The 21129-nt window shown below is 54.3% G+C and carries 26 protein-coding genes; 8 read left to right on the top strand and 18 right to left on the bottom strand.

Features of this window, described 5'->3' with window-relative positions; genetic code table 11:
* Positions 1–107 precede the first annotated feature (107 nt).
* A complete protein-coding gene (locus tag BMZ40_RS13220) occupies positions 108–1286 on the top strand; it encodes an alanine racemase (protein WP_092376629.1) in 1179 nt (392 codons plus the stop codon).
* Between the two features lie 50 nt (positions 1287–1336).
* Here the strand turns inward: BMZ40_RS13220 and BMZ40_RS13215 are convergent, their stop codons facing one another.
* Entirely contained in the window at positions 1337–1990 is a 654-nt protein-coding gene (locus BMZ40_RS13215) for an HAD family hydrolase (protein ID WP_092376626.1), read from the bottom strand.
* A gap of 490 nt (positions 1991–2480) precedes the next feature.
* On the opposite strand from BMZ40_RS13215, the gene BMZ40_RS13210 reads away from it, so the two are divergent.
* Positions 2481–3629, top strand: a complete 1149-nt coding sequence (locus tag BMZ40_RS13210; protein ID WP_218143774.1) for a PQQ-dependent sugar dehydrogenase — start codon at positions 2481–2483, stop codon at positions 3627–3629.
* Here the strand turns inward: BMZ40_RS13210 and BMZ40_RS13205 are convergent, their stop codons facing one another.
* Positions 3630–3962: a methyl-accepting chemotaxis domain-containing protein gene (locus BMZ40_RS13205; RefSeq protein WP_092376623.1), complete on the bottom strand. Its 333-nt coding sequence runs from the start codon at positions 3960–3962 to the stop codon at positions 3630–3632.
* Positions 3959–4183: a hypothetical protein gene (locus BMZ40_RS13200; protein WP_092376620.1), complete on the bottom strand. Its 225-nt coding sequence runs from the start codon at positions 4181–4183 to the stop codon at positions 3959–3961. The genes BMZ40_RS13205 and BMZ40_RS13200 overlap by 4 nt, the downstream gene beginning before the upstream one ends.
* Before the next feature lie 246 nt (positions 4184–4429).
* On the opposite strand from BMZ40_RS13200, the gene BMZ40_RS13195 reads away from it, so the two are divergent.
* Positions 4430–5245 carry a 4Fe-4S binding protein gene (locus tag BMZ40_RS13195; RefSeq protein WP_092376617.1) on the top strand — a complete coding sequence of 272 codons (816 nt, stop codon included), beginning with the start codon at positions 4430–4432 and terminating at the stop codon, positions 5243–5245.
* A gap of 100 nt (positions 5246–5345) precedes the next feature.
* Here the strand turns inward: BMZ40_RS13195 and BMZ40_RS13190 are convergent, their stop codons facing one another.
* The 14 genes from BMZ40_RS13190 to BMZ40_RS13125 form a co-directional block, all read right to left on the bottom strand.
* Positions 5346–6059, bottom strand: coding sequence for an outer membrane protein assembly factor BamD (locus tag BMZ40_RS13190; protein ID WP_092376614.1), 714 nt, complete (start codon positions 6057–6059; stop codon positions 5346–5348).
* A gap of 160 nt (positions 6060–6219) precedes the next feature.
* On the bottom strand, positions 6220–6540 hold the full coding sequence (gene trxA, locus BMZ40_RS13185) for a thioredoxin (RefSeq protein ID WP_092191823.1): 321 nt from the start codon (positions 6538–6540) through the stop codon (positions 6220–6222).
* A 3-nt stretch (positions 6541–6543) separates the two neighbouring features.
* Positions 6544–7614 carry a tRNA (adenosine(37)-N6)-threonylcarbamoyltransferase complex transferase subunit TsaD gene (gene tsaD / locus BMZ40_RS13180; RefSeq protein ID WP_092376669.1) on the bottom strand — a complete coding sequence of 357 codons (1071 nt, stop codon included), beginning with the start codon at positions 7612–7614 and terminating at the stop codon, positions 6544–6546.
* Between the two features lie 44 nt (positions 7615–7658).
* On the bottom strand, positions 7659–8675 hold the full coding sequence (gene fbp / locus BMZ40_RS13175; RefSeq protein WP_092376611.1) for a class 1 fructose-bisphosphatase: 1017 nt from the start codon (positions 8673–8675) through the stop codon (positions 7659–7661).
* 5 nt (positions 8676–8680) lie between these two features.
* Positions 8681–9373 (bottom strand): hypothetical protein, encoded by a 693-nt coding sequence (locus tag BMZ40_RS13170; protein WP_092376608.1) that lies wholly within the window; start codon positions 9371–9373, stop codon positions 8681–8683.
* 130 nt (positions 9374–9503) lie between these two features.
* Entirely contained in the window at positions 9504–10256 is a 753-nt protein-coding gene (locus tag BMZ40_RS13165) for a tetratricopeptide repeat protein (protein WP_092376605.1), read from the bottom strand.
* A 1-nt stretch (position 10257) separates the two neighbouring features.
* The gene (locus BMZ40_RS20190; protein ID WP_092376602.1) at positions 10258–10539 is read right to left on the bottom strand and encodes an FtsB family cell division protein; all 282 of its coding nucleotides are present in this window, start codon (positions 10537–10539) and stop codon (positions 10258–10260) included.
* 3 nt (positions 10540–10542) lie between these two features.
* Entirely contained in the window at positions 10543–11127 is a 585-nt protein-coding gene (locus BMZ40_RS13155; protein ID WP_092376599.1) for a zinc-ribbon domain-containing protein, read from the bottom strand.
* A 9-nt stretch (positions 11128–11136) separates the two neighbouring features.
* Positions 11137–12312, bottom strand: a complete 1176-nt coding sequence (locus tag BMZ40_RS13150) for a type IV pilus twitching motility protein PilT (protein ID WP_092376596.1) — start codon at positions 12310–12312, stop codon at positions 11137–11139.
* Between the two features lies 1 nt (position 12313).
* Complete coding sequence (locus BMZ40_RS13145; RefSeq protein ID WP_092376592.1) at positions 12314–13396, bottom strand: type IV pilus twitching motility protein PilT; 1083 nt, start codon at positions 13394–13396, stop codon at positions 12314–12316.
* Positions 13397–13531: 135 nt separating this feature from the next.
* Positions 13532–14071 carry a CDP-diacylglycerol--glycerol-3-phosphate 3-phosphatidyltransferase gene (gene pgsA, locus BMZ40_RS13140; RefSeq protein WP_092376589.1) on the bottom strand — a complete coding sequence of 180 codons (540 nt, stop codon included), beginning with the start codon at positions 14069–14071 and terminating at the stop codon, positions 13532–13534.
* A 4-nt stretch (positions 14072–14075) separates the two neighbouring features.
* Entirely contained in the window at positions 14076–14678 is a 603-nt protein-coding gene (locus BMZ40_RS13135) for a lytic transglycosylase domain-containing protein (RefSeq protein WP_245751114.1), read from the bottom strand.
* Positions 14679–14823: 145 nt separating this feature from the next.
* Positions 14824–15732 (bottom strand): Mrp/NBP35 family ATP-binding protein, encoded by a 909-nt coding sequence (locus BMZ40_RS13130; protein WP_092376584.1) that lies wholly within the window; start codon positions 15730–15732, stop codon positions 14824–14826.
* Between the two features lie 140 nt (positions 15733–15872).
* On the bottom strand, positions 15873–16544 hold the full coding sequence (locus BMZ40_RS13125) for a protein-L-isoaspartate(D-aspartate) O-methyltransferase (RefSeq protein WP_092376581.1): 672 nt from the start codon (positions 16542–16544) through the stop codon (positions 15873–15875).
* A 151-nt stretch (positions 16545–16695) separates the two neighbouring features.
* Between BMZ40_RS13125 and BMZ40_RS13120 the strand changes: the two genes are divergently transcribed.
* Positions 16696–17127: a CBS domain-containing protein gene (locus BMZ40_RS13120; protein ID WP_092376578.1), complete on the top strand. Its 432-nt coding sequence runs from the start codon at positions 16696–16698 to the stop codon at positions 17125–17127.
* A gap of 166 nt (positions 17128–17293) precedes the next feature.
* Here the strand turns inward: BMZ40_RS13120 and mgtE are convergent, their stop codons facing one another.
* Positions 17294–18628: a magnesium transporter gene (gene mgtE, locus BMZ40_RS13115; RefSeq protein WP_092376575.1), complete on the bottom strand. Its 1335-nt coding sequence runs from the start codon at positions 18626–18628 to the stop codon at positions 17294–17296.
* A 125-nt stretch (positions 18629–18753) separates the two neighbouring features.
* Here mgtE and bioB point away from each other — a divergent pair, with 125 nt between their 5' ends.
* Genes bioB through BMZ40_RS13095 form a run of 4 tightly spaced genes read left to right on the top strand, consistent with a single transcriptional unit; the run spans position 18754 to position 21129 of the window.
* Positions 18754–19722: a biotin synthase BioB gene (gene bioB / locus BMZ40_RS13110; protein ID WP_092376572.1), complete on the top strand. Its 969-nt coding sequence runs from the start codon at positions 18754–18756 to the stop codon at positions 19720–19722.
* Complete coding sequence (locus BMZ40_RS13105) at positions 19713–20021, top strand: ApeI family dehydratase (RefSeq protein ID WP_092376569.1); 309 nt, start codon at positions 19713–19715, stop codon at positions 20019–20021. The genes bioB and BMZ40_RS13105 overlap by 10 nt, the downstream gene beginning before the upstream one ends.
* Positions 20018–20752 (top strand): SDR family NAD(P)-dependent oxidoreductase, encoded by a 735-nt coding sequence (locus tag BMZ40_RS13100; RefSeq protein ID WP_092376566.1) that lies wholly within the window; start codon positions 20018–20020, stop codon positions 20750–20752. Before BMZ40_RS13105 ends, BMZ40_RS13100 begins: the two co-directional genes overlap by 4 nt.
* A complete protein-coding gene (locus BMZ40_RS13095) occupies positions 20749–21129 on the top strand; it encodes an acyl carrier protein (RefSeq protein WP_092376562.1) in 381 nt (126 codons plus the stop codon). Before BMZ40_RS13100 ends, BMZ40_RS13095 begins: the two co-directional genes overlap by 4 nt.

The following is a 21129-nucleotide window of genomic DNA, read 5'->3' as shown; positions in this document are numbered from 1 at the left end:
TGCGGATGGCGGCATCAAAGGCGCCGGGCTTGAGTCGAATGGGGTTGTCGGCTAGGTTCATTCATGATGACATTGTCCATAAAAAAATCTTCCTGGAGCGTGCCCGCATGAACGGACTTTCATCCACCAACATCTGTTCGCCTTCCGATCTTTCGCAGTCCTTGCAGACCATGGACACGCCCTGCCTGCTTGTCGACGAGGCGCGGATGGACAACAACATCCACCGTTTGCGCGACCGCCTGCAAAAAGCCGGAGTGGCCTTCCGTCCTCATTTCAAGACGGCCAAATCGTGGGATGTGTTCCGCCGGATGATGACCGGTCCGCATGGTCCGGCCACGGTCTCCACGCTGCGCGAGGCGGAGGAGTTGATCCGGCATGGCGTGACCGACATCACCTACGCCGTCGGAATCTCCCCGGACAAATTGCCGCGAGTTCAAAGGCTTCGCAAGGACGGAATCACACTTGCCGTTTTGCTGGACAGCGTGGAGCAGGCCGTCGCGGTGGTCTCGGCGTCGGACCCTTCCGACCCCATCCCTGTGCTCATCGAACTCGATTGCGACGGCCATCGCTCGGGCGTAAAGCCGCAGGATGCACCCCTGCTTCTGGCCATCGCAAAGGCGCTGACACCCACGGCACGGCTCATGGGCGTGCTGACCCACGCAGGCGAGAGCTACGAGGCGCGTGGGCAAGCGGCGCTTGAAGCCGCCGCCGAGCAGGAACGCATGGCCGCAGTCACGGCCGCCGAGACGCTGCGCGCGGCCGGTCATCCATGCCCGGTGGTCAGCGTCGGGTCAACACCCACGGCCTTTACGGCTCAGAGCTACGAAGGCGTGACCGAGGTGCGCGCCGGAGTCTTTGTCTTTTTCGATCTGGTCCAGGCCGGCATCGGCATCTGCACCCCGGACGACATCGCCCTTTCGGTGCTGAGCACCGTCATCGGACACCAGCGCGAGAAGGGCTGGACGATCATCGACGCCGGATGGACCGCGCTGTCCTCGGATCGCGGCACTGCCGGCCAGGCCGTGGACCAGGGATATGGACTGGTCTGTGACGTCGCGGGCCGTCCCTTGGCCGATCTCGTAGTCACCATCGTCAACCAGGAACACGGCATTGTCGCGGCTCGCCCGGGCTGCCCCCGGCTGGACTGCGAGCTGCCCATCGGCACGCGACTGCGGATTCTCCCCAACCACGCCTGTGCAACTGCCACTCAGCATGACCGCTACCATGTCATCGGCGTAGGAAAGAACACGGTGAGGCAAGTTTGGGAACGCTGCAGGGGCTGGTAGCGGGCTCCCCCGCGCTATAAAAAAGCCAAGTCTTGCCCTTGGTGAGTTTTTCAGTCCAGCAAAGAAACAAGTTCCATGGGGTGGCGCAAAATCACCGCCGCCCCGGCATCTAGCAGCTCCCTCTCGGGCCTGAAGCCCCACAGCACCCCCACCGGATACATTCCGGCGTTGACGGCCGTGAACATGTCCACATCCGTGTCGCCCAGATACAGAATTTCCTCTGGTTGCACGCCCAGATGGCGAATGACCTGCCTTGGCCCGGCAGGGTCGGGTTTCACGGCGACACCGGGCATCTGTCCCAGGGTCAACGTGAAATCCCAGCGCGAAAGAAATTCCCGCATGCAGAGTTCGGCAAAGGCCTGAGGCTTGTTGGTCAAAACGGCCATGGGGATCTTTCGGGCCGCAAGTGCATCCAAAAGTTCGGGCACGCCCTCGTAGAGGCAGGTTTTGTTCCGCCATCCGGCTTCATATTCGCGCAGGAAGGATTGCAGGCACAGCGCTCGCAGATCTTCATCCTGCCTGTCCGCGGGCAGGGCGCGGGCCACGAGACGGTTTGCCCCGCTGCCCACGAAATGCCGATAGGCGTCCACGGGGTGCGTCGCAAAACCGTGCTCCGCGAGCACCCGGTTCATGGCGTCAGCCAGATCCGCAAGAGTGTCGAGCAGGGTTCCGTCCATATCGAAAACGACAGCTTTGTATTTCACGATGACTTCCTTTTTATCCCAAGAAAATTTGAAGCTTGGAAATGCAACGGTCCCCGAAGGAGCGCCGCGATGTCGGCGGGCAGCCTTCGCGGTTTCATGCCTCGCGCCATAGCGGCACAAGGTGGTTTGGAAAATTAAGTTAGACAAGTTAAATTTTATTGATTTCAAAGCCAAACGGGAATGCATCGCAATTGCGTCGTGCAGTTATGATCACAAACCATCAATCATACGGTGCATGCAATGAGCGTACTCGCAAGTGAGCAGGCACATGCGAAAAGGTCGTCAGGGGTGATAACTCCCGAGCGGCCTTTTTTTGCCTGCAAGCAAATTGTTTGTTATGGGAAACGCATGGTCAGTGGATTTTGTCTTGAATCCCGAATACGTTTATTCCTGACCATGTGGCGATATCTAATGTGACACATGAGCTTTCAAGGCTTATCAGTATCGCTGAGTTTTTGTTTCCAGCAAGGAGCAGCCCAAGGGAGGGACCATGAAAATAAACGTTCCCGCACGCATCAGCGGTTTGATTCTCATAATCTGTGCCATGACGCTGCTCTCCAGCATCGGCATGTCGGCGCAGGGCGAAGAGTTTTCATCGAAACATCACCGCTTTCGCGTCACGGCCGTGGCCAGCGGATTGGAGCATCCCTGGAGCCTGGCCTTTCTCCCCGACGGCGATATGCTGATCAGCGAACGCCCAGGACGGTTGCGCATCGTCCGGGCAGGAGTTCTCCTGCAAGCACCGGTTCAGGGTCTGCCCCAGATTCGGGTGCGGGGCCAGGGCGGCCTTCTTGACCTTCTTCCACATCCGGATTTTGCAAAAAATCGTCTGCTCTATTTCAGTTATTCCGGAAATCTAAACGGGGAGGTGACCACGCACGTGGCCCGGGGAAGACTGGAAAGCGATACGCTTGAAGACGTAGAGGTGCTCTTCAGGGCGGAACCCGCCTCTTCGGGCAGGGTGCACTTCGGATCACGGCTGAGCTTTGACGGTCAGGGCCATCTCTACATCAGCGTGGGCGACCGGGGGCAAATGCAGCGCGCGCAAAAGCTGGATGACCATGCCGGAAAAATCATCCGCATCCATGAAGACGGGCGCGTCCCCGAGGACAACCCTTTCGTTAGCGAACAAGGCGCATGGTCGGAAATATTCAGCTACGGACACCGCAATCCCCAAGGCATGACCGTCCATCCGCAAACCGGAGAGATCTGGACCCACGAACACGGCCCCAAGGGCGGGGACGAAATCAACATCATCCTTCCCGGTGTCAATTACGGCTGGCCTGTCGTTACCCTGGGCATCGACTACACCGGTTTCAGCATCGGGGATGGGCTCAAGCACATGCCCGGCATGGCTGACCCTCTGCATCACTGGACTCCATCCATCGCCCCGTCGGGCATGACTTTTTACACGGCCGAAGCCTTTCCCGCATGGAAGGGAGACCTTTTCGTCGGCGCCCTCTCCCACCGCCATCTCGCGCGCCTGAAGCTGGCTGGAGAGGTTGTGATCGAAGAAGAACGCCTGCTTGAAAACCTGAGACTGCGCATCCGCGACGTGCGCCAGGGCCCGGACGGCAACCTGTGGCTGCTCACGGACCACGATCCCGGCCAACTGCTGCTATTGGAACCTGTAAACTGATCAGAACCTGAATCGGCCGACCAGCTTCTCCAGATGCGAGAACAGGTCGGCCAGCCCTCCGGCGCTGCGCAGCACCATTCTGCTCTCGTCCTGCATGGCGTTGGAGGAATCCCGAACCCCCTCGATTTCATCGCTTATTTCCTGGGTCATGGCTGAACTCGACGTGACGTTGCTGTTGATTTCGGCAATGCCTCGGGCATCCTGGTTCACGTTATCGGAGATGTCTTCCTGGTCATGACGTCCTGTTCCTCCATCCTGATTCACAAGATCAAGTTCGGCATCCATGAGCAATTCAGGAACAGGAAAACCACTCAATTCGAACTGAGTTTTCATGATATCTCGATCGATGATGATCTTTTTTGCAGACGAGCATGCTGCAAGGGCACTGATTCCACCAAGGTGGAAGAGATGCTGGAAAGCCCATCGCGTCCTTGACGCAAGACGTCGTTTCTCGTCATGAACATCTGCGACAGGGACGTACATAAAACTGTCACAAGAACGATGGCAATGGTGACGACAGAAAGCTTGATCTGAAATCCGAATTTTTTTCCCATGAATATCGCACCTTGAATAAGATGATGTTTGAAATTGACAGGTTGAAGACTTTTCTATCACGGACGTTGCTGTCTTGTGCGTTGAAAATGTCAAAAATGGATGACGGGATGGCGACAGGGAAGTGACGGACGCGCCCATTGAACAGACTCGGAAAGAATACGGAAAATGCAGATCAAAATTTCAATAATGATCCCGGCGGACCGCCGCCAGGGAAAATTCTCGAATATCAACCGGAGAAACAAGACATGCATAAATTTGAAGCGCAGCAAATTCTATTTTCCCCGACGGGAACGACCAGAAAGATTCTGGAATCCATAGCCTCTGGCCTGGCGCCCGACTCCTGCACGCAGCTGGATTTGACGTACACTGCCTCAGAGAAATTTTCTTCGGAAGATCAACTCGAAAACGGCGGGATGGCTCTCATCGGGATGCCGGTTCATGCAGGACGAATTCCCGCTCTGGCGGTGGAAAGACTGCGCGCTTGCGTGCAGGGAAAAGGACGCAAGGCGGTGCTTGTGGTCGTCTACGGGAACAGGGCCTATGACGACGCCTTGCTTGAACTGCGGGATCTGGCCGTGGAACTGGGATTTGCGCCGGTCGCGGCAGCGGCCTTCTTGGGGGAACATTCCTTTTCAACGACGGATCATCCCGTGGGTCACGGACGACCGGACACGATTGATTTGGAGAAGGCGCTTAACTTTGGAAGAAGCGTGCGGGAAAAAATGCTCGAAGTCGGAGACACGGATGGCGACACCCAGATGCTTAATGTGCCGGGAAATTTTCCGTACCGCGAAGGAGTCCAGCCTGCACCGATCTCTCCCGAGACCGACGCCGACACATGCGTTCTCTGCGGAGATTGCGCAAGGTCCTGTCCCTCCACCGCCATCACCCTGATTAACGACACCGTGGAAACCGACAAGATGGCGTGCCTGCGCTGCTGCGCTTGCGTCCGTGTCTGTCCGACTGGGGCCAGGGTCATGGTCCATCCCAAAATTTTGGAACTTGGGCGCACCTTGCATGAAAAATTCGCCGATCGTCGCGAGCCCGAACTGTTTTTATGATCGATGGACGCAATCGAAGTTGAACTACCCGGTGCGCCCGGAATAAAAAAAGGGGCGTCTCAGACGCCCCGGGATGATTCAAATAACGGCCGCAGCCAAATCAAAGCCAGTCAAAATACTGTTTGAGCTTGCTCGGATGGCGCTTGGTGTCGTTATCCTGCTTCTGCGCGTAGTAATAAGCCACTTTGGCCTTTGATTTGGCCAGTTGCACGATTTCATCCAACTCGGAAAAATTCTCGATGATGTATGTGTAACGTGTCCATGCCGCATTGTACGAGCCAGACTTAAAATAAAAATCAGCCACGAACATTTCATGTTCAGCCATCAGCTTTCTGCACTTGACTATATATTCAAGAGCTTGCTCTCGATAAGTACTGTCGGGATATCCATTCACAAGTCTTCTGAAGGTTTCGACAGCTTCACCAAGTTGCGTGTGCGGCAGGTCGATGGACCGATGTGAGTTGTATTTGTTCACGCCAATCTGAAACAGAACGTAATCGATGGATTCGTGGCGTGGATGCATATTCAGGAATTCTTCGTACGCATCAACGGCTTCCAGATACTGCGCATCCAGGGCGTATGCATCGCCAAGCATGAGTCTGGCTTCCGTGGCGTAAGGGCTGAACGGGTATCTGTCATTGAGTTTGGTCAAGGAATCAATGGCTTCCACATATTCCTTGTCTTGCATGAAGCCACGAGCGTTCTCGTAAAGCTCCTGGGCGGTGTCGTCAGGCGGAGTCAAGAAGTAATAGTCAATGGCTCCACACCCGTTTAAAAGCAGGACAAAAGAAAAAAGAATCAAATAGTTACGCATTACAATTACCTGGCTCACGGTAAATGGAAGTGATGGGACGAGATTGAATGCCATTTAGCTGATCGTCCGCGAAATGCACCAAACTCAAGACAAAAAAGGAAGGGTGACCACTACGCTTTCGCAGCCACCCTCATCAGACAATCTCAAGGATCAACAACAATTAGAGAGCCTTGTCACTAAGCATCTGCTTCAGGCTGGCCTTTGAGACAGCGCCTGTGACCTGCTCCACGACTTCTCCGTTCTTGAAAAGGATCAAGGTCGGGATGGCGCGTATTCCGTACTTGCTCGGTGTGCCGGGATTTTCGTCAACATTCATCTTGACGATCTTGACCTTGCCCTCGAATTCCTGGGTCAGTTCTTCAATCACGGGAGCAATGGCCCTGCACGGTCCGCACCACGGTGCCCAAAAATCCACCAATACAGGAAGATCACCTTTCAAAACTTCCGCTTCAAATCCGGCATCGTTCACTTGTGCAGCCATTATTCACTCCTTGAAGAAAGGGTTTACAATAAAATCATTGGGAACAATCTTTCCCCGTGGGATGGCCTCAAAATCCATGGAACTCATGAGACCTCTTTTCGCCCACTGAACTCCTGCGTACGCTATCATAGCCGCATTATCACCACAATAGTTTTGCGCGGGAGCTAAAAATTTGAATCCCCGCGTGCGGGCAAACGTTGAAAATCTTTGCCGAAGATGACTGTTGGCGGCTACCCCACCGGCCAGGCACAGGGTTTTGACATCATGACAACGCGCCACGGCCCGTCTGGTCTTTTCAAGCAGGGTCTCGACGATCGTCTCGTTCACCGAAGCGCAAAGATCCTTGATTTCCTGTGGGATGTTTTCCACGTCAAAGGAAGCATAGTCAATGGCGGCAAATGAATTTTTATGCACATATTGCGCAACCGCCGTCTTGAGACCGCTGAAACTGAAATCACAGTTGTCGTTTTGCAGATACGGCTTTGAAAAAAGACGCGGATCAGCCGTGCCGTGCCCAGCCAGAATGTCTATGTATTTCCCACCCGGATAGGGAAGATTCAAAAGCTTGGCAATCTTGTCGAACGCCTCGCCCGCTGCATCATCGAGCGTCTTTCCGAGCAGGTTGAATTCGCAGGGAGCTGGCATTTCGTAGATGTGCGTATGCCCCCCGGAAACGAGAACGCCAAGGGCCGGATACTCGATGGCATCGGTAAAATCGCAGGCCAGCAGATGTGCATGGAGGTGATTGACCCCTATGATCGGAATCCCGAGCGACAAGGACAAGGACTTGGCATAGGCGATGCCGACCAAAAGCGCGCCCAGCAGGCCCGGTCCGCGCGTGACCGCGATGAGGTCGATACCCTGCCCCGCTGACCGCTCCGCACTTTGAAGCACCGAGGAGACGAGCCCATCCAGCAGGCGCAGGTGTTCCCGCGATGCCAGTTCCGGCACTACTCCGCCAAAAACCGAATGCATGGGAATCTGCGTATGCACAAGATCGGTGATGAGATGTCCGTCTTGCCAAAGCGCGACGGAAGTCTCGTCACAGGATGTTTCAATGCCAAGACAAATCATCGTCTGCACTTATTTTCAAGAGATGCTGGGGGCAAAGCGAGTTCCTAGCTTTTGGCGGCGTCTGCATAGAACTTGAGGACAACCTCGACGTCTTGCTTGGAGCCAATGAACAAAGGCACGCGCTGATGCAGTTCCTGTGGCTCGATGTCGAGGATGCGGCGAATTCCGTCCGTCGCGAGGCCGCCGGCCTGCTCGGCGATCATGGCCATGGGGGCGGCTTCGCACATGAGTCGCAGCTTGCCTGAAGGCTTGCGCAAATCACGCGAGTCGGCGGGATACATGAAAATGCCGCCGTAAATCAGATTTCGGTGGAAATCGGAAACCAGGGAGCCGATATAGCGCGAACTGTAAGGACGTCCAGTGGCGCTGTCATTGGACTTGAAATGATTCACGATATTTTTTGTAGGCTCGTCCCAATAGGAAAAATACCCTTCGTTGACGGAGTAGATTCTTCCCCGTTCCGGAATTTTTATGTCCGGATGCGAGAGCAGAAACTCGCCCACGCTGGGATCAAGTGTGAACCCGTGAACACCGTTTCCGGCGGTATAGACCATCATCGTCGAGGAACCGTAGATGATGTACCCGGCCGCGACCTGCATGGAGCCCTTCTGCAGCAGGTCTCCGACGCTGACGGCCTGCTGATCGAAGGACGTACGACGGTAAATGCTGAAAATGGTCCCGATGCTGACGTTGGCGTCGATGTTGGCCGAACCGTCCAGTGGATCAAAGATCAGGATGTAGTCACCGACGGGGTACTGGCGGGGGATCGGGATAAAATCGGCGTTTTCCTCCGATACCATGGCGCAAAGCACGCCGGCCCGTTCCATTCTTCTGATGATGACACGGTTGGCGAAATCATCCAACTTCTGGACGATTTCTCCCTGCACGTTCACTTCCCCGGTAACGCCGAGAACATCAAGCAGACCAGCCTTGGAGACTTCGCGATCAATGATCTTCGCGGACAGAATCAGTTCGGTCAGCAATCTGGTGAAACGACCAGAGGCCATTGGCCTCTCTTTTTGACGCAGGAGCAAATGTTCGACAACTGTTACTTGGCGCATGCTTATTACTCTTGATCGAGATGTAAATATACAAGATTATCAGAACCCATGCTTCTGATCCAATACCACTGCCTGTCATTAATCTCAATACTTCCTGAATACTTGGATGCATTTCTCAAATTTATGCATGCTTCGGAAAAATTCGCGATTGCTGGTCCGCAAATCTGGTCGTCAACAGCGATAACGGTTCGGTGTTCAGGAATTTCAAGCGCGAGGACGTTCATATCGACTTCAACAACCGTCGTCTTGTATTGCCCGTCGGGCATTGAGTGCAGATGAATAAAAAATTGTCGATTGTCTTTAAATACAAAAATCCTGTTCTTTTCAGGAGTGAAGTCAGCCAGGATCGTGCGAATTGCCGGATCAAAGCCAAGTGCGTCATCACCGGAAATAAAAAGCTGATCCTGATCCAAAACCGCGACATTCGTGATCCACGGCTGAATTGATTTTTGATATTCAATCCAATTGTTGTCAACGCGAGAATCAAAAAGATCGAGCTGATTTGCCAGTCTTACAATTTTACTGTCAACAGTATAATAATCATCCAGAAACTCTACAGGGATATCAGCGGAAAGTGTGTCTTCGTAATCAATACTTGCTACCGGATTAACGTAATCGTTGTAATATTGCTGCGTAACCTTAACAGGCTTGCACGCTACAAGTAAAAGCAACGCAAGAATTGGAATGATAAATTTCATGGAGTCTCTCGGAATCGATTGGAATTGAATAAGAAAATGCCAAAAAAGACAAACTCATGTAAAAATGAAAATTTATAAGGAACTATAGTTGAGCCAAAAAAGAATCAAGAGGGAATTTCACAGTGAAGTTTCAATCGGCATTCAGGGATTGCGAATTGGATTTTTGTTCAAGACGATCCGCCAAGGTGTTGAGTACAAAAAACAGTTTGTTGTTTTTTTCGACCGCCGGGTCGGGCACGCTGCCCAATTCCTTGTGCGCGTTGGCGCGCAGTCCGCTCAACTCCTTTCGCTCTTCCTCGTTGACCACACCTTCCAGCAGGTCGTCGTAAATCTTTATGGCCTGCGCGAATTCTCCCTGGGCCACAAGGAGCTTGGCCATGGTTTTCGTCTTTATTCCTGAATTGAGGCAAATTTGGGCGACTTCTTCGGCATCAAGATCCTGTTCCGGTTCGACACTCGGAGAGTCCGAACAGGTCAGTTCGGTGTAATGGCCGATGCCGTAGGTCAGGAGCTTGAGCAGGTCGACATCCTCACCTCGTGCGTTTCGCTCAACCAGAAAAGACGCCAACGCCAAGTCGGAGCGCTGGGATTTTGCATAGTGAGCTCGCAAGCTGACCCAGAATTTTTCATAGGACAGCAGTTTGGAAAACACGGAGAACGCCTTGTTTTCAGCGGCCGAAGTATCGCCGATTTCGCTCAAGAGCTCAATCAGATACAGTTGCGCTTCAAGATAGTCAGGATGATGTTCTATTCCTTTTTGTACAATCTCGATGGCTCGTTGCGTATGACCTTGCTTCCGATACAGCCGGGCCAAAGGAAAAAAAATCTTTGAGCCCGAGTCATGTTCGAGAAGTTCGTCGAAAAGGTGTAGTGTATCGTTCATATTATTTCAGGATGTACATCAGTTCATTGTCTGCGACGTAAAAAAGCTCGCGCTTGATCAATCTGTTTACATATTGGTCATTCTTCTTGAGAATGCGAATTTCAGAACTGATTTCCCTGTTCCGAAAATCAACATTGTCAATTTTATCCTGCACACTTTCTATCTTGTTCTTCAAATCTTTATAAACAGGCAATCCGCTGTCTTCATCAAATATCTTGAAGACAAGAAATATGTTAATTATGCACAGCAGAAAAAGAAAAATTTGATTTTTACCATGAATCATGAACTACCCTTTCATGTGCAGTCTTTGTGCTGCAACAGCCCAAGGCTCACTATAGCTTTTGAATTCACCCATAGCAAGGTCAAGAATATTTTCGATTCTTTCACTATCTTTCGCGCTGACAACGGCATTTACGCCTCTGAAAAAGGCTTCGTTGGCATGCAGGCTCTTGCAATCGGCTTCGACCAAAATGATGTTGACATCCCGGCGACGCAATCCGTTCCATTTTCTGACAACACCAAGGATGGCTTTGGCCTCTTCCGATTCTTCAAGGATAAGGATGTTGTAGTAATTGATGCGAACCTTATCCAACGCCTCGTGAATGAGTGCTGTTTCGGAAACAAAAATGCCACGTGACTTCAAGAAAAGGCCTATTCTCTCGGAGAGATTCCTGTTCTTGATAAACAAAAAAGCTACTGTCGCATCATGCGGAAAATGTTCGGGAGCGACAACTTTATCAGTGTCGGTTTCCTGATCAACGACAATCGGTTCTCTGCATTTTGGACAATTGAGTTTGAACTTTCTGGTTTCAGGAATACGGTCGTCCGGTATCACAAAGCTGGATTTGCAATGCGTGCAGGTGATGTCCATTCTAACCTCTCAAAAAAAGGAGCTCTTGCGATCATATTCATGATCAAGTTCAAGGCCTTCAATGTCCGTAACCTTCTCTCCACGGGCGGTTTTGATCTTGTCCAGCATCTGGGCCAGGCGTGATTTGTCCGATCCGTAGAGCATGGCAGTATCTTCGGAGATGATGTTTTCGTAAAACTGGTTGGCGATGTACTTGTCGAAAGTGATCATGCCGTAGGCATCACCGGATTCAACAATGTTATAGAAGGACTTGTCTTCGCCCTCACCGTTGTAGATCACTTCCTTGATACGCAAGTTCGATTTCAGAACCTCGAAAGCGGGCACTCGCCCACCACCAAGACGCGGCATCAACCTTTGTGAAACGACATACTTGAGACTCTCTGCCAGACGCGATCTGATCAATCGCTCTTCGGCCAGTTCGAACATGCCGATGATGCGGTTGATCGTCTGGCCGGTATCGCTGGTGTGCAGGGTGCCGAGCACGAGATGGCCTGTCTCCGCGGCTTCCAGGGCAATGGTAATCGTATCGCGGTCACGGATTTCACCCACCAGGATGACCTTTGGCGCCTGGCGTAACGCCGCCCTGAGTCCCGATGAGAAAGAATCGAAATCAAGGCCGAGTTCGCGCTGGTTCACGGTCCCGAGCTTGTGCTCGTGGACATATTCGATGGGGTCCTCAAGGGTGACGATATGCTTGCGGTGCATCTGGTTTATATTGTCGATGAGGGCGGCAAGGGAAGTGGTCTTACCCGTGCCGGTGGCGCCGGTGACCAGAATGAGGCCGAACTTCTCCTTGGACATTTCGTAAAAAACTTCAGGCAGGGCGAGGTCCTTGATGGTGGGCACTATGGAAGTCAGCTTACGCATAACGATGGCCAGCGAGCCTTTCTGTCCCAACACGTTCACCCTGAAGCGGCAGCGCCCCGGCAGTTCGTAGGAGAGATCGCAGGAACCTGTGCGTAGCTGATCCTCGTAAAGGCGCATGTTGCGACCCATGAGACACATGGCCACAGCTTCAACCTGTACGGGCAAGAGCGGTCCAGGGTTCGGTTCGAGCTTGGCGTTGACGAGCTCGCCGTGAACTTCCGCCTGCACGTGCTTGTTCACTGTGAAGAGAATGTCTGAGGTATCAGGTGCGAAATCGAGAACCTGATGCAGGATATGGTCAAGATGCGCTCTTTGCATACTACACCTCGGTGAAATCTTGGGGCGGTGTGGTCAGAAATTCCCTGAATTTCGATTTTGTGGCCGCCTTGTTGTACGCCTGCTCGGCATCGATGACACCGGCGGTGAGAAGTTTCATGATGGCATCGTCGATACTCTGCATGCCGAACTTTCGTCCGGTCTCGATAACGGAGTTGATCTGGAAGATCTTGTTTTCGCGGATCAGGTTGCGCACGGCGGGGGTGGCGATGAGGACTTCAATGCCCGCCACGCGGCCGGGCTGGTCGATGCGCTTGAAAAGGTTCTGCGCGATGATGGCCCGCAGGGAATCAGCGAGGCCGGAGCGAATTTGACCCTGCAGATCACCGGGAAAAACCTCGATGATGCGGTCGATGGTTTTCGAGGCGGAGATGGTGTGCAGGGTCGCAAAAACCAGATGGCCTGTTTCGGCGGCTTCAAGAGCGAGCTGAATGGTTTCCAGGTCTCGCATTTCGCCGACCAGGATGATGTCCGGATCTTCGCGCAAGGCTCCGCGCAAGGCGGCGCTGAAGGACAGGGTGTCCCGGCCGACTTCGCGCTGGTTGATCAGGCAGTTCTGAGGTTCGTGCACGAATTCGATGGGGTCTTCGATGGTCAGGATGTGATCCTTGCGGATCTTGTTCACGTAATCGACAATGGCAGCGAGCGTGGTCGATTTACCGCTTCCGGTCGGGCCGGTGACCAGCACGAGCCCTTTGGGCAACAGCGCCAGATTCTTGAGGATGCCCGGCAGGCCCAGTTCCTCGATGGTGAGAATTTTTTGCGGGATTTCGCGAAAAACCGCGCCTATTCCGCGTTTCTGCATGAAGAAGTTGGCGCGGTACCGAGCCAGGTGCGTGACTTCGTAGGAGAAATCCACATCACCACATTCTTCGAATGTCTTGATCTTGTTTTCAGGGGTAATTTCGTAGAGCAGTTTTTTGAGTTCTTCGTGTTCAAGAAATTTGTACTTGATGCGCTGCATTTCGCCATGCAGGCGGATGATCGGTTGCGAACCTGACGAGAGATGAAGATCCGAGGCCCCAAGTTCATGCATCATCTTGAAAAAAGCATCTATTTGAGCCATTTATGCCGTCCTCCAAAGGAACTGTCCGCAAAAAATGAAAATCTGTGATAGGCAAGCAGATTCTTGTCGCACCCTTCAGTTCAAATACGTTGGGGGTATCTATACACTAAAATTAAGAGAAACAAAATGCAAAGTTCAGTCACCCCAAATCCGATAAAAGCCGAAAAGATAATTCCACCCCGAGTACAAAGTGAGCACCACCGCGACAAGCAGCAGCAAAAAGCCCAATTGCGCAGTGTCGATACCAAAGAACGGGTAGTGATAAATGAGCGGGACCAGCGCGACGCTCTGCATGATTGTCTTCATCTTTCCATATTTGTCTGCCGCGATAACTTGGCCCTTGTCTGCGGCTATGGCCCGCAATCCGGTGACAAGCAATTCCCGGACAATGACAACGATCGCGATCCATGCCGGAATCCAATTCAACTCCACCAGCATGATCAGGACCGATGCAATGAGTATCTTGTCAGCCAGTGGATCGAGGAATTTCCCGAAATTAGTGACCTGATTGTACTTTCTTGCCCAGAAGCCGTCAGCAAGATCTGTAAGGATGGCGATAAGAAAAAAGACCGTCGCCAATAGACAGGTTGTCGGGTTGGGGAAATACAGCAAGGCGATAATAAAGGGCACCGCCAATATTCGAAACACCGTGAGGGCATTTGGTACGTTCATCATTTTTTTATTCATAATGTTGAAGTCGCGCCCAAACTTTATCTACATAGTTTTGAGTTTCGGCGTATGGAGGAATTCCTCCATATTTTTTAACGGCATTTGGCCCTGCATTATATGCCGCGACAGCAAGACGCTTATCAGGAAAAGTATCCAGTAGATATCTGAGATAACGGATACCCGCATCGATATTTTCCGAGGGATCGAAAGGATCCTCAAGATCGAGGTCCCTTCCGGTTTCGGGCATGATCTGCATCAAGCCCTGCGCTCCCGCGGTTGAAACCGCAGCGGCATTGAATCCGGACTCAACATCAATCACCGCCATCACGAGTTTTTTATCTACATCATATTTGGAACATAATCCAGAGACTATTCTGTTCACTTCTTCAACGCTTCTGTGGTCGCGCTTGAAGGCAATGATTGCATTTCGTATGTAATTGATCGTCTTTTGAAACTTGTACGGCTTATATTTTCTTGAATTAGGAATGTCCGTTATGCAAAGACTCCCATCCTCCTTGACCATATAATAGATTCCTTTGGCGTGGACGCTTTGTCCAGCCAAGAGAAAAAACTGTAGGGCAACAAGAAGTGAAAGTATTAAGCCACGTTTCATGAAATTCGTATCACCATTTTACCTACACATGAGGTCACTGCAAAAAGTCTTCATCCCATCGAAGAATGGATTTCGCGCCATTGCCCGACATGGCCCGCCTTTGGGGGAAGACACCCAGGTCTTTCACGACTTTTTGCAGTATCGTCTATACATGACTGCTTGAGACGGCCTCCAGGCTGTTTTCAGCGGCGGCGATGACTCGTTCCGCCAACTCGAGCAAGGCCGTCTTGGCCGGACATTCAACATCGAGCATTACCACGGGTTTGCCCAAATCTCCGGCGACCACCGTAGCCGGATCAAGCGGGATGGCTCCGAGGAACGGCAAGGAATATTTTCTGGCCAGCTCCTCTCCTCCGCCCTTCTTGAACAGATCGATCTTCTGGGCGCAGTGCGGACAGATCAGACCGCTCATGTTTTCAACGACACCAAGAATGTTCGCTTTCACATACTGAAGAAAGTTAATCGATTTTCGCACGTCTGCCAAAGAAATTTCTTGAGGCGTCGTGATGACGATGCTCAGGGCATCGGGGACTGTCTTGAGCACGGCCATTGGCTCGTCGCCCGTGCCGGGAGGGGAATCGATGACCAGAAAATCAAGCTCGCCCCAGTCCACATCGGACACGAACTGGCGGATGGCCGAGGTCTTCATGGGCCCCTTCCAGAGCACGGCCTGATCGGGATCCTTGAGCAGGGACTCCATGGACACCACCGCCAGGTTTTCACTGTAACGCTTGGGCTGGATGCCCTTTTGCGGGTCGATGTCCAAAAGGCCGGTCAGCCCGAGCAGATGCGGGACGCTGGGTCCGTGAATGTCGACGTCCAGCAGCCCGACCTTGTAGCCCTTGATGGCCAGGGCGGCGGCCAGATTGGTGGATACGGAGCTTTTGCCCACTCCGCCCTTGCCGCTCATGACGAAAAGCTTGTATTTGATCTTGGACAGGGTGCTGGCGATGACCTTGTCCTGACGTTCGAGCTTGGTTTCCGGGCTGTCCTGGATAGTTCCCAGGGTGTTCTTGCCGGAGCAGCTGGAACAGGATGAATTGGTTTCGGACATTTTTCCTCCGGGGATATGGACCATCCGCAGCCGTTTCGGGCGACTGCTTGGGCCAGATATTCATATAAAGGTTACGCGGCGTTTATTGACGGCACGCATCGATGCACCAGGAGCGACTCTACGCTCCGCGACACCAAGGGTCACCAGCCGTGCGATCCAACCAGGTCAACGAAAGCGACGGAGCCGTGATCTTCCTGGTGGATGCGCCCTTCCTTCTTGAAAATTCTGAGCAGCCGCTGGTCCCTTCGGGTCGCGCCCACGGGAATGAGCATGATGCCCGGGTCCGTCAGCTGCTCCAGCAAGGGCGCGGGCACCTCGGGGCCTCCGGCCGTGACGATGATGCGATCAAAGGGTCCCAGGTCGGGCCAGCCCATGGTCCCGTCGTCGAGCTTGACCCGTACATTGAAGTATTTCATCTGCAAAAGTCGGCTGCGGGCGGTCATGTAGAGCTGTTTTATCCGCTCAACGGTGAAGACCTCCGCTCCCATGGCCGCGAGTATGGCGGCCTGATATCCGGAGCCGGTGCCTATTTCAAGGATGCGCATGCGCGGACGGACGACCAGAAGCGATGTCATCAGGGCGACGATGTATGGCTGGGAAAGTGTCTGCCCAAGACCGATGGGCACTGGATGATCACCGTAGGCCTGCATCTGCAGGGCTTCGTCGACAAAAAGATGACGCGGAACCTGACGCATCACCGACAGCACGCGTTCGTCGGTGATCCCCCTGGCCTCGATCTGCTCCCGCACCATTCTTTCCCGATTGCGAAGAAATCCCTTCAACGTAAAGCTCTCCCGGTCTGCTCGATTCATTGGAAATCATTACCAGAAAGATGGTTGCAAACCAGATTTCACCATCCAAGTCAACACGGACATCATTGTGAACCGCTCTTCATCGCCCGCGCCAACCTTTTTCTTGCCCGCGATGCTGGAATCGGAAAGAATGCTCAAAAAGGAGAATGCCATGTTCCAGGTAAAAAATATCATGACCAAGGATGTCTTCACCCTCAATCACAACGAAAGTCTGAGCGCGGCCAAGGATCTGATGGATCTGGCACGCATCCGCCACATCCCCATCGTCGATAACCAGGGCAAGTTCACGGGTCTGCTCACGCATCGAGACATTCTGGCCGCGACCATCTCCGAACTGGCCGGCATTGATCGTCAGACCCAGGATGAAATCGAGTCTGGAATTCCCATCCGCGAAATCATGCAGACCGACGTGGTCACCGTCACCGCAGAACTCTCCTTGAAGGAAGCCGCCAGATTGTTGCTGGAAGAGAAGTACGGATGCCTGCCCGTGATTTGCGACGACAAGCTGTGCGGGATTATCACCGAGGCCGACTTCCTGCGGCTGACCATCGATCTTATGGATGCCGTGGAGCCGGAGGACTAGCAGGCCGTCCCAAAAAGGAGATCTGCCGTCTCAGCGAAAAAGGCCAGACCGTTCATGTATGCGTGCAACACATTGAGCGTCCTGACTTTTTCCGCTTTCTTGCATCTCACCTTTTTAAGCGGCCTGCGTATTTTGATTTTTTCAACTGTCAGCCAGGTCGCCCCTTCTAGAAAAGAAAGACGGCGGCCAGCCCCAGAAAGGTGAAAAAGCCGATGCTGTCCGTCAGGGTCGTCAGAAAGATGCTTGAAGCCTGGGCCGGATCGCGTCCGATTTCCTTGAGCACAAGAGGAATGGACGCTCCGGCCACGGCACCGATGAGCATGTCGAGACCCAGGGCCACGGCCATGACCACGGCCAGGCCGAGATTATGCGTCCAGGTGAAGAGGCCGAAAAAAACCAGCGAGCCGACAATGAGCCCGTTGGCCGTTCCGATCTTGGCTTCACGCAACACCGCCACCCAGCTCTTCTTGCGGTTGAACCGTTCCATGGCCAACTGCCGGATCATGACCGCCAGGGCCTGCTGGCCCGTATTTCCAGCCTGGTTGGCGACGATGGGCATGAGCGCGGCCAGGATCGCCATCTGCGCGATGGTCCCCTCGAACAGATGCACCACATAGGCGGACACGGCGGAATTGAGCACATTGAGGATCAGCCAGGGCAGGCGCATGCGCAGAGAATAGGTCCACGGCGAATCCACGGTTTCGTCCCGACCCGCGCCGACCATGGACTGCATGTCCTCGCTGGCCTCCTCCTGGATGATGTCGATGACGTCATCGACGGTGACCATGCCCAGAAGGCGCTGTTCGTGATCCACGACCGGAAGGGCCAGAAAATTGTAGCGGCTGATGAGCCGTGCGACCTCTTCCTTGTCCACGTCAAAAGACACGTAAATCAGGTTCTGCTCGTGCAGCAGTTCTTTGAGCAGCGTCCGGCCAGGACTCAATAGAAGATCCCGCAGGGACAAGACGCCCCTGAGATGCCGGAATTCGTCGACTATGTAGGCATAATAAGGGATTTCGGTTTCCTCGACCCGGTCGCGTATCAGGTTGATGGCCTGCTGCGCGTTCATGGAGTGGTCCAGGGCCAGGATCTCGGTGTTCATGACGCCGCCCGCCGAATCCGGGTCGAATTGCAGCAGGTCCGAGATTTCCTCGGCGTCCTCGCGCTCCAGCTTCTTGAAGATGCGGGCGCGGATGGAGACGTCGAGATCTTCGAGAATGTCGGCCGCGTCATCCGGCGACATGGCTTCCAGAATGGCGGCGGCAAAATCCGGCGAAAGTTGGCTCATGAGCGCATTGCGATCGTGACGCTCCATTTCGGTAATGGACTCCGAAGCGTCCTCCACGTCCATTTCCTGAATGTATTCGAGCTGTTCCGCCAGCGACAGATTTTCCAGCTCATCGGCGGTATCGGCCGGATGCTGGCTGTCCAGGGAGGTAGCCAACCACTGCACGGAGGCGTGGTCCTTGGGCGTGGGATCGGAATTTTTCTTTGCATTCATAACAGGTGCTCGGTAGCCTAATCGGGTTGCGAGGTCAAAAGGCTCTTCGGATTGACGCTGAAAAAACACAGTGGAATTTGACAATGCCCAGGCCCCGCGACTAATGCCCCTCTCACAGGAAAACCATGCTGCATCCACTGATTACACGTCTTTCCCGCCAGATCCTCGACGGCAAGCCCTTGAGCGAAGAGCAGGGGAATCTGCTGGCCGAGCTTGAAAACGGACACACCACCGAACTCCTGTTCGCGGCGAACGCCATCACCCGGGCCATGGGACACCGTCCCTTCACCTGCTCCATCACCAACGCCAAATCCGGGACCTGTTCCCAGGATTGCAGATTCTGCGCTCAAAGCGGGCATTACAATACAGGTAGCCCGACCCACCCGCTGCTCCCGCTGCAGGAACTCATCGATCGCGGGCTGGCCATGCACGAGGCTGGCGCCTGCTGCTATTCACTGGTCACCAGCGGACTCATGCTCTCCAGTGATGAAATCGACCGCATCGCCGCCTGCATCGAAGCCCTCAAATCCCGGACCTCGCTTCAGCTCAGCGCCTCCCTTGGGCTGCTGAACCAGGACTATGCGCATCGTCTGACCCAGGCCGGACTGACCCGCTATCACCACAATCTGGAAACGGCCCGCTCCCATTTCCCGTCCATCTGCACGACCCACTCCTACGACGAGGACATCGCCACCATCCGCCTGGCCAAGGAGCACGGACTGCGCATATGCTCGGGCGGCATCCTCGGTCTTGGCGAATCATGGGCGCAGCGCGTCGAACTGGCCGCCACCCTGGCCGAACTGGACGTGGATACGGTGCCGCTCAACTTTCTCTCCCCCATCGCGGGCACCCCCCTTCAGGACAGCCCGCTCCTGTCCGTGCACGACGCCCTCAAATCCGTAGCCCTGTTCCGCTTCATGCTCCCGAAGGCAAACATCACCATCGCCGGTGGCCGGGAGCGGGTCTTGGGCGACTATCAGTCATGGCTGCCCCTGGCCGGAGCCAACGGCATGATGATCGGCAACTATCTGACCACCAGAGGCCGCGATCTGGACGCGGATCTAAAAATGCTGGAGCAGGGCACATGGATTTGAGTCTCGTTTCCCGCGATCCGCTGCAGATGTCGGTATCCTTTGATCCGGCCGACAGCTGTTTCAACGAACATTTTCCCGGCAACCCCGTAGTCCCTGGCTCGCTGGTCACGGGTCTTTGCCTGCAGGCCATTTCAAGTCTTTTCGGACATGAGGGACCGCTTCGCATCCGCCGTTTCTCCTTTTCCCGTTTCGCTTCTCCAGGGGAATACGTCCTTGGCATCGAGGAGGAAGGGGGGACGTATCTGTGCACCCTGCGACGCGACGACACGATTTTCGCCCAAGGCAGGATTTCGGCATGAAGCTCGACTTTCGCGGCAAGACAGTGCTCATCCTCGGAGGCGGCTGCTCCATCGGCCTGGCGCTGACGAATCTGCTGCTGGAAGAAGGCCTCGCCGTCACCGCGACACACGCCTCGGAAGACGGAAAAGCCGCCATATACCGAAAATTTCCGGAACTGACGGGCAAGAGCCCGTGGCTGGACCTCGGTGACAAGGCCAGCCAGACCTCCCTTGCCCCCCTGCTTGAAACCGGGGTGGATTATCTGGTCGATCTTGCCCATGCCGACCACGAAGTACTCCTCGCGGCCGCAGGCGAAACCGACATGGACACATATTTCCAGGCCAATATCGCCAACCGGCTGCTCTTGCTCAAGGCGGTGACCCGGTCCATGCTGGCACGCCGTTTCGGGCGGCTCGTGCATCTTTCCTCCACCGCCGCCGCCATGCCCGCCCCCGGCCAGGGTTTTTACGGCGCGACCAAAAGAGCGGCCGAAGGGCTGTACCAAAGCCTGGCCCTGGAGCTTGGCCCGCGCGGAATTTCGACCCTGAGCCTGCGTCTTGGTCTCGTCGATGCCGGACGCGGGGAACGCTTTCTGGACAAGACGGACAGGCGGCAAGACCTGTCGCAAAAAATCGTGACCGTGGAGCAGACAGCGGGCACGCTCCTGTTTCTTCTTTCCGACCAGGCCCTGGCCCTGACCTGCACAACCATCACCATGGACGCCGGACTGACGGCGCAAAAATACGCATGAACCCTTTCCCGAGCATCTGTTCCATTCTGGCCGAAATCCTGGACCTGGACCCGGCGGAGATCACCCCCGAGACCTACGTCATCCGCACTCTAAAAGCCGAATCCATCGACCTGCTTGAGATTGGGGTGGCCATGCAGCACAGGCTTGGCATCGCCGTGGACGACGACCTGATTTTTCTCAAGAACGTGCGCATCATCCTGAACCGGGCAGGACGCGACAACATCGATGCCCTGTCGGCACTCAAATCGGAATATCCCTATCTGTCCGAGCCCCGCGTGCAGGAAATCCTGGACGACCTGCCCGCCGGACCGGTGCTGCAGGTGCGCGATCTGGTGGCGTATGCTCAGGGCTTCCCGGCCGCCACGGCAGGGCACTGA

This window comes from Desulfomicrobium apsheronum, from assembly GCF_900114115.1.
GTDB lineage: Bacteria > Desulfobacterota > Desulfovibrionia > Desulfovibrionales > Desulfomicrobiaceae > Desulfomicrobium > Desulfomicrobium apsheronum.
Note: the sequence above shows the minus strand (reverse complement) of the source record. Positions and strands in the feature narration are given on the sequence as shown.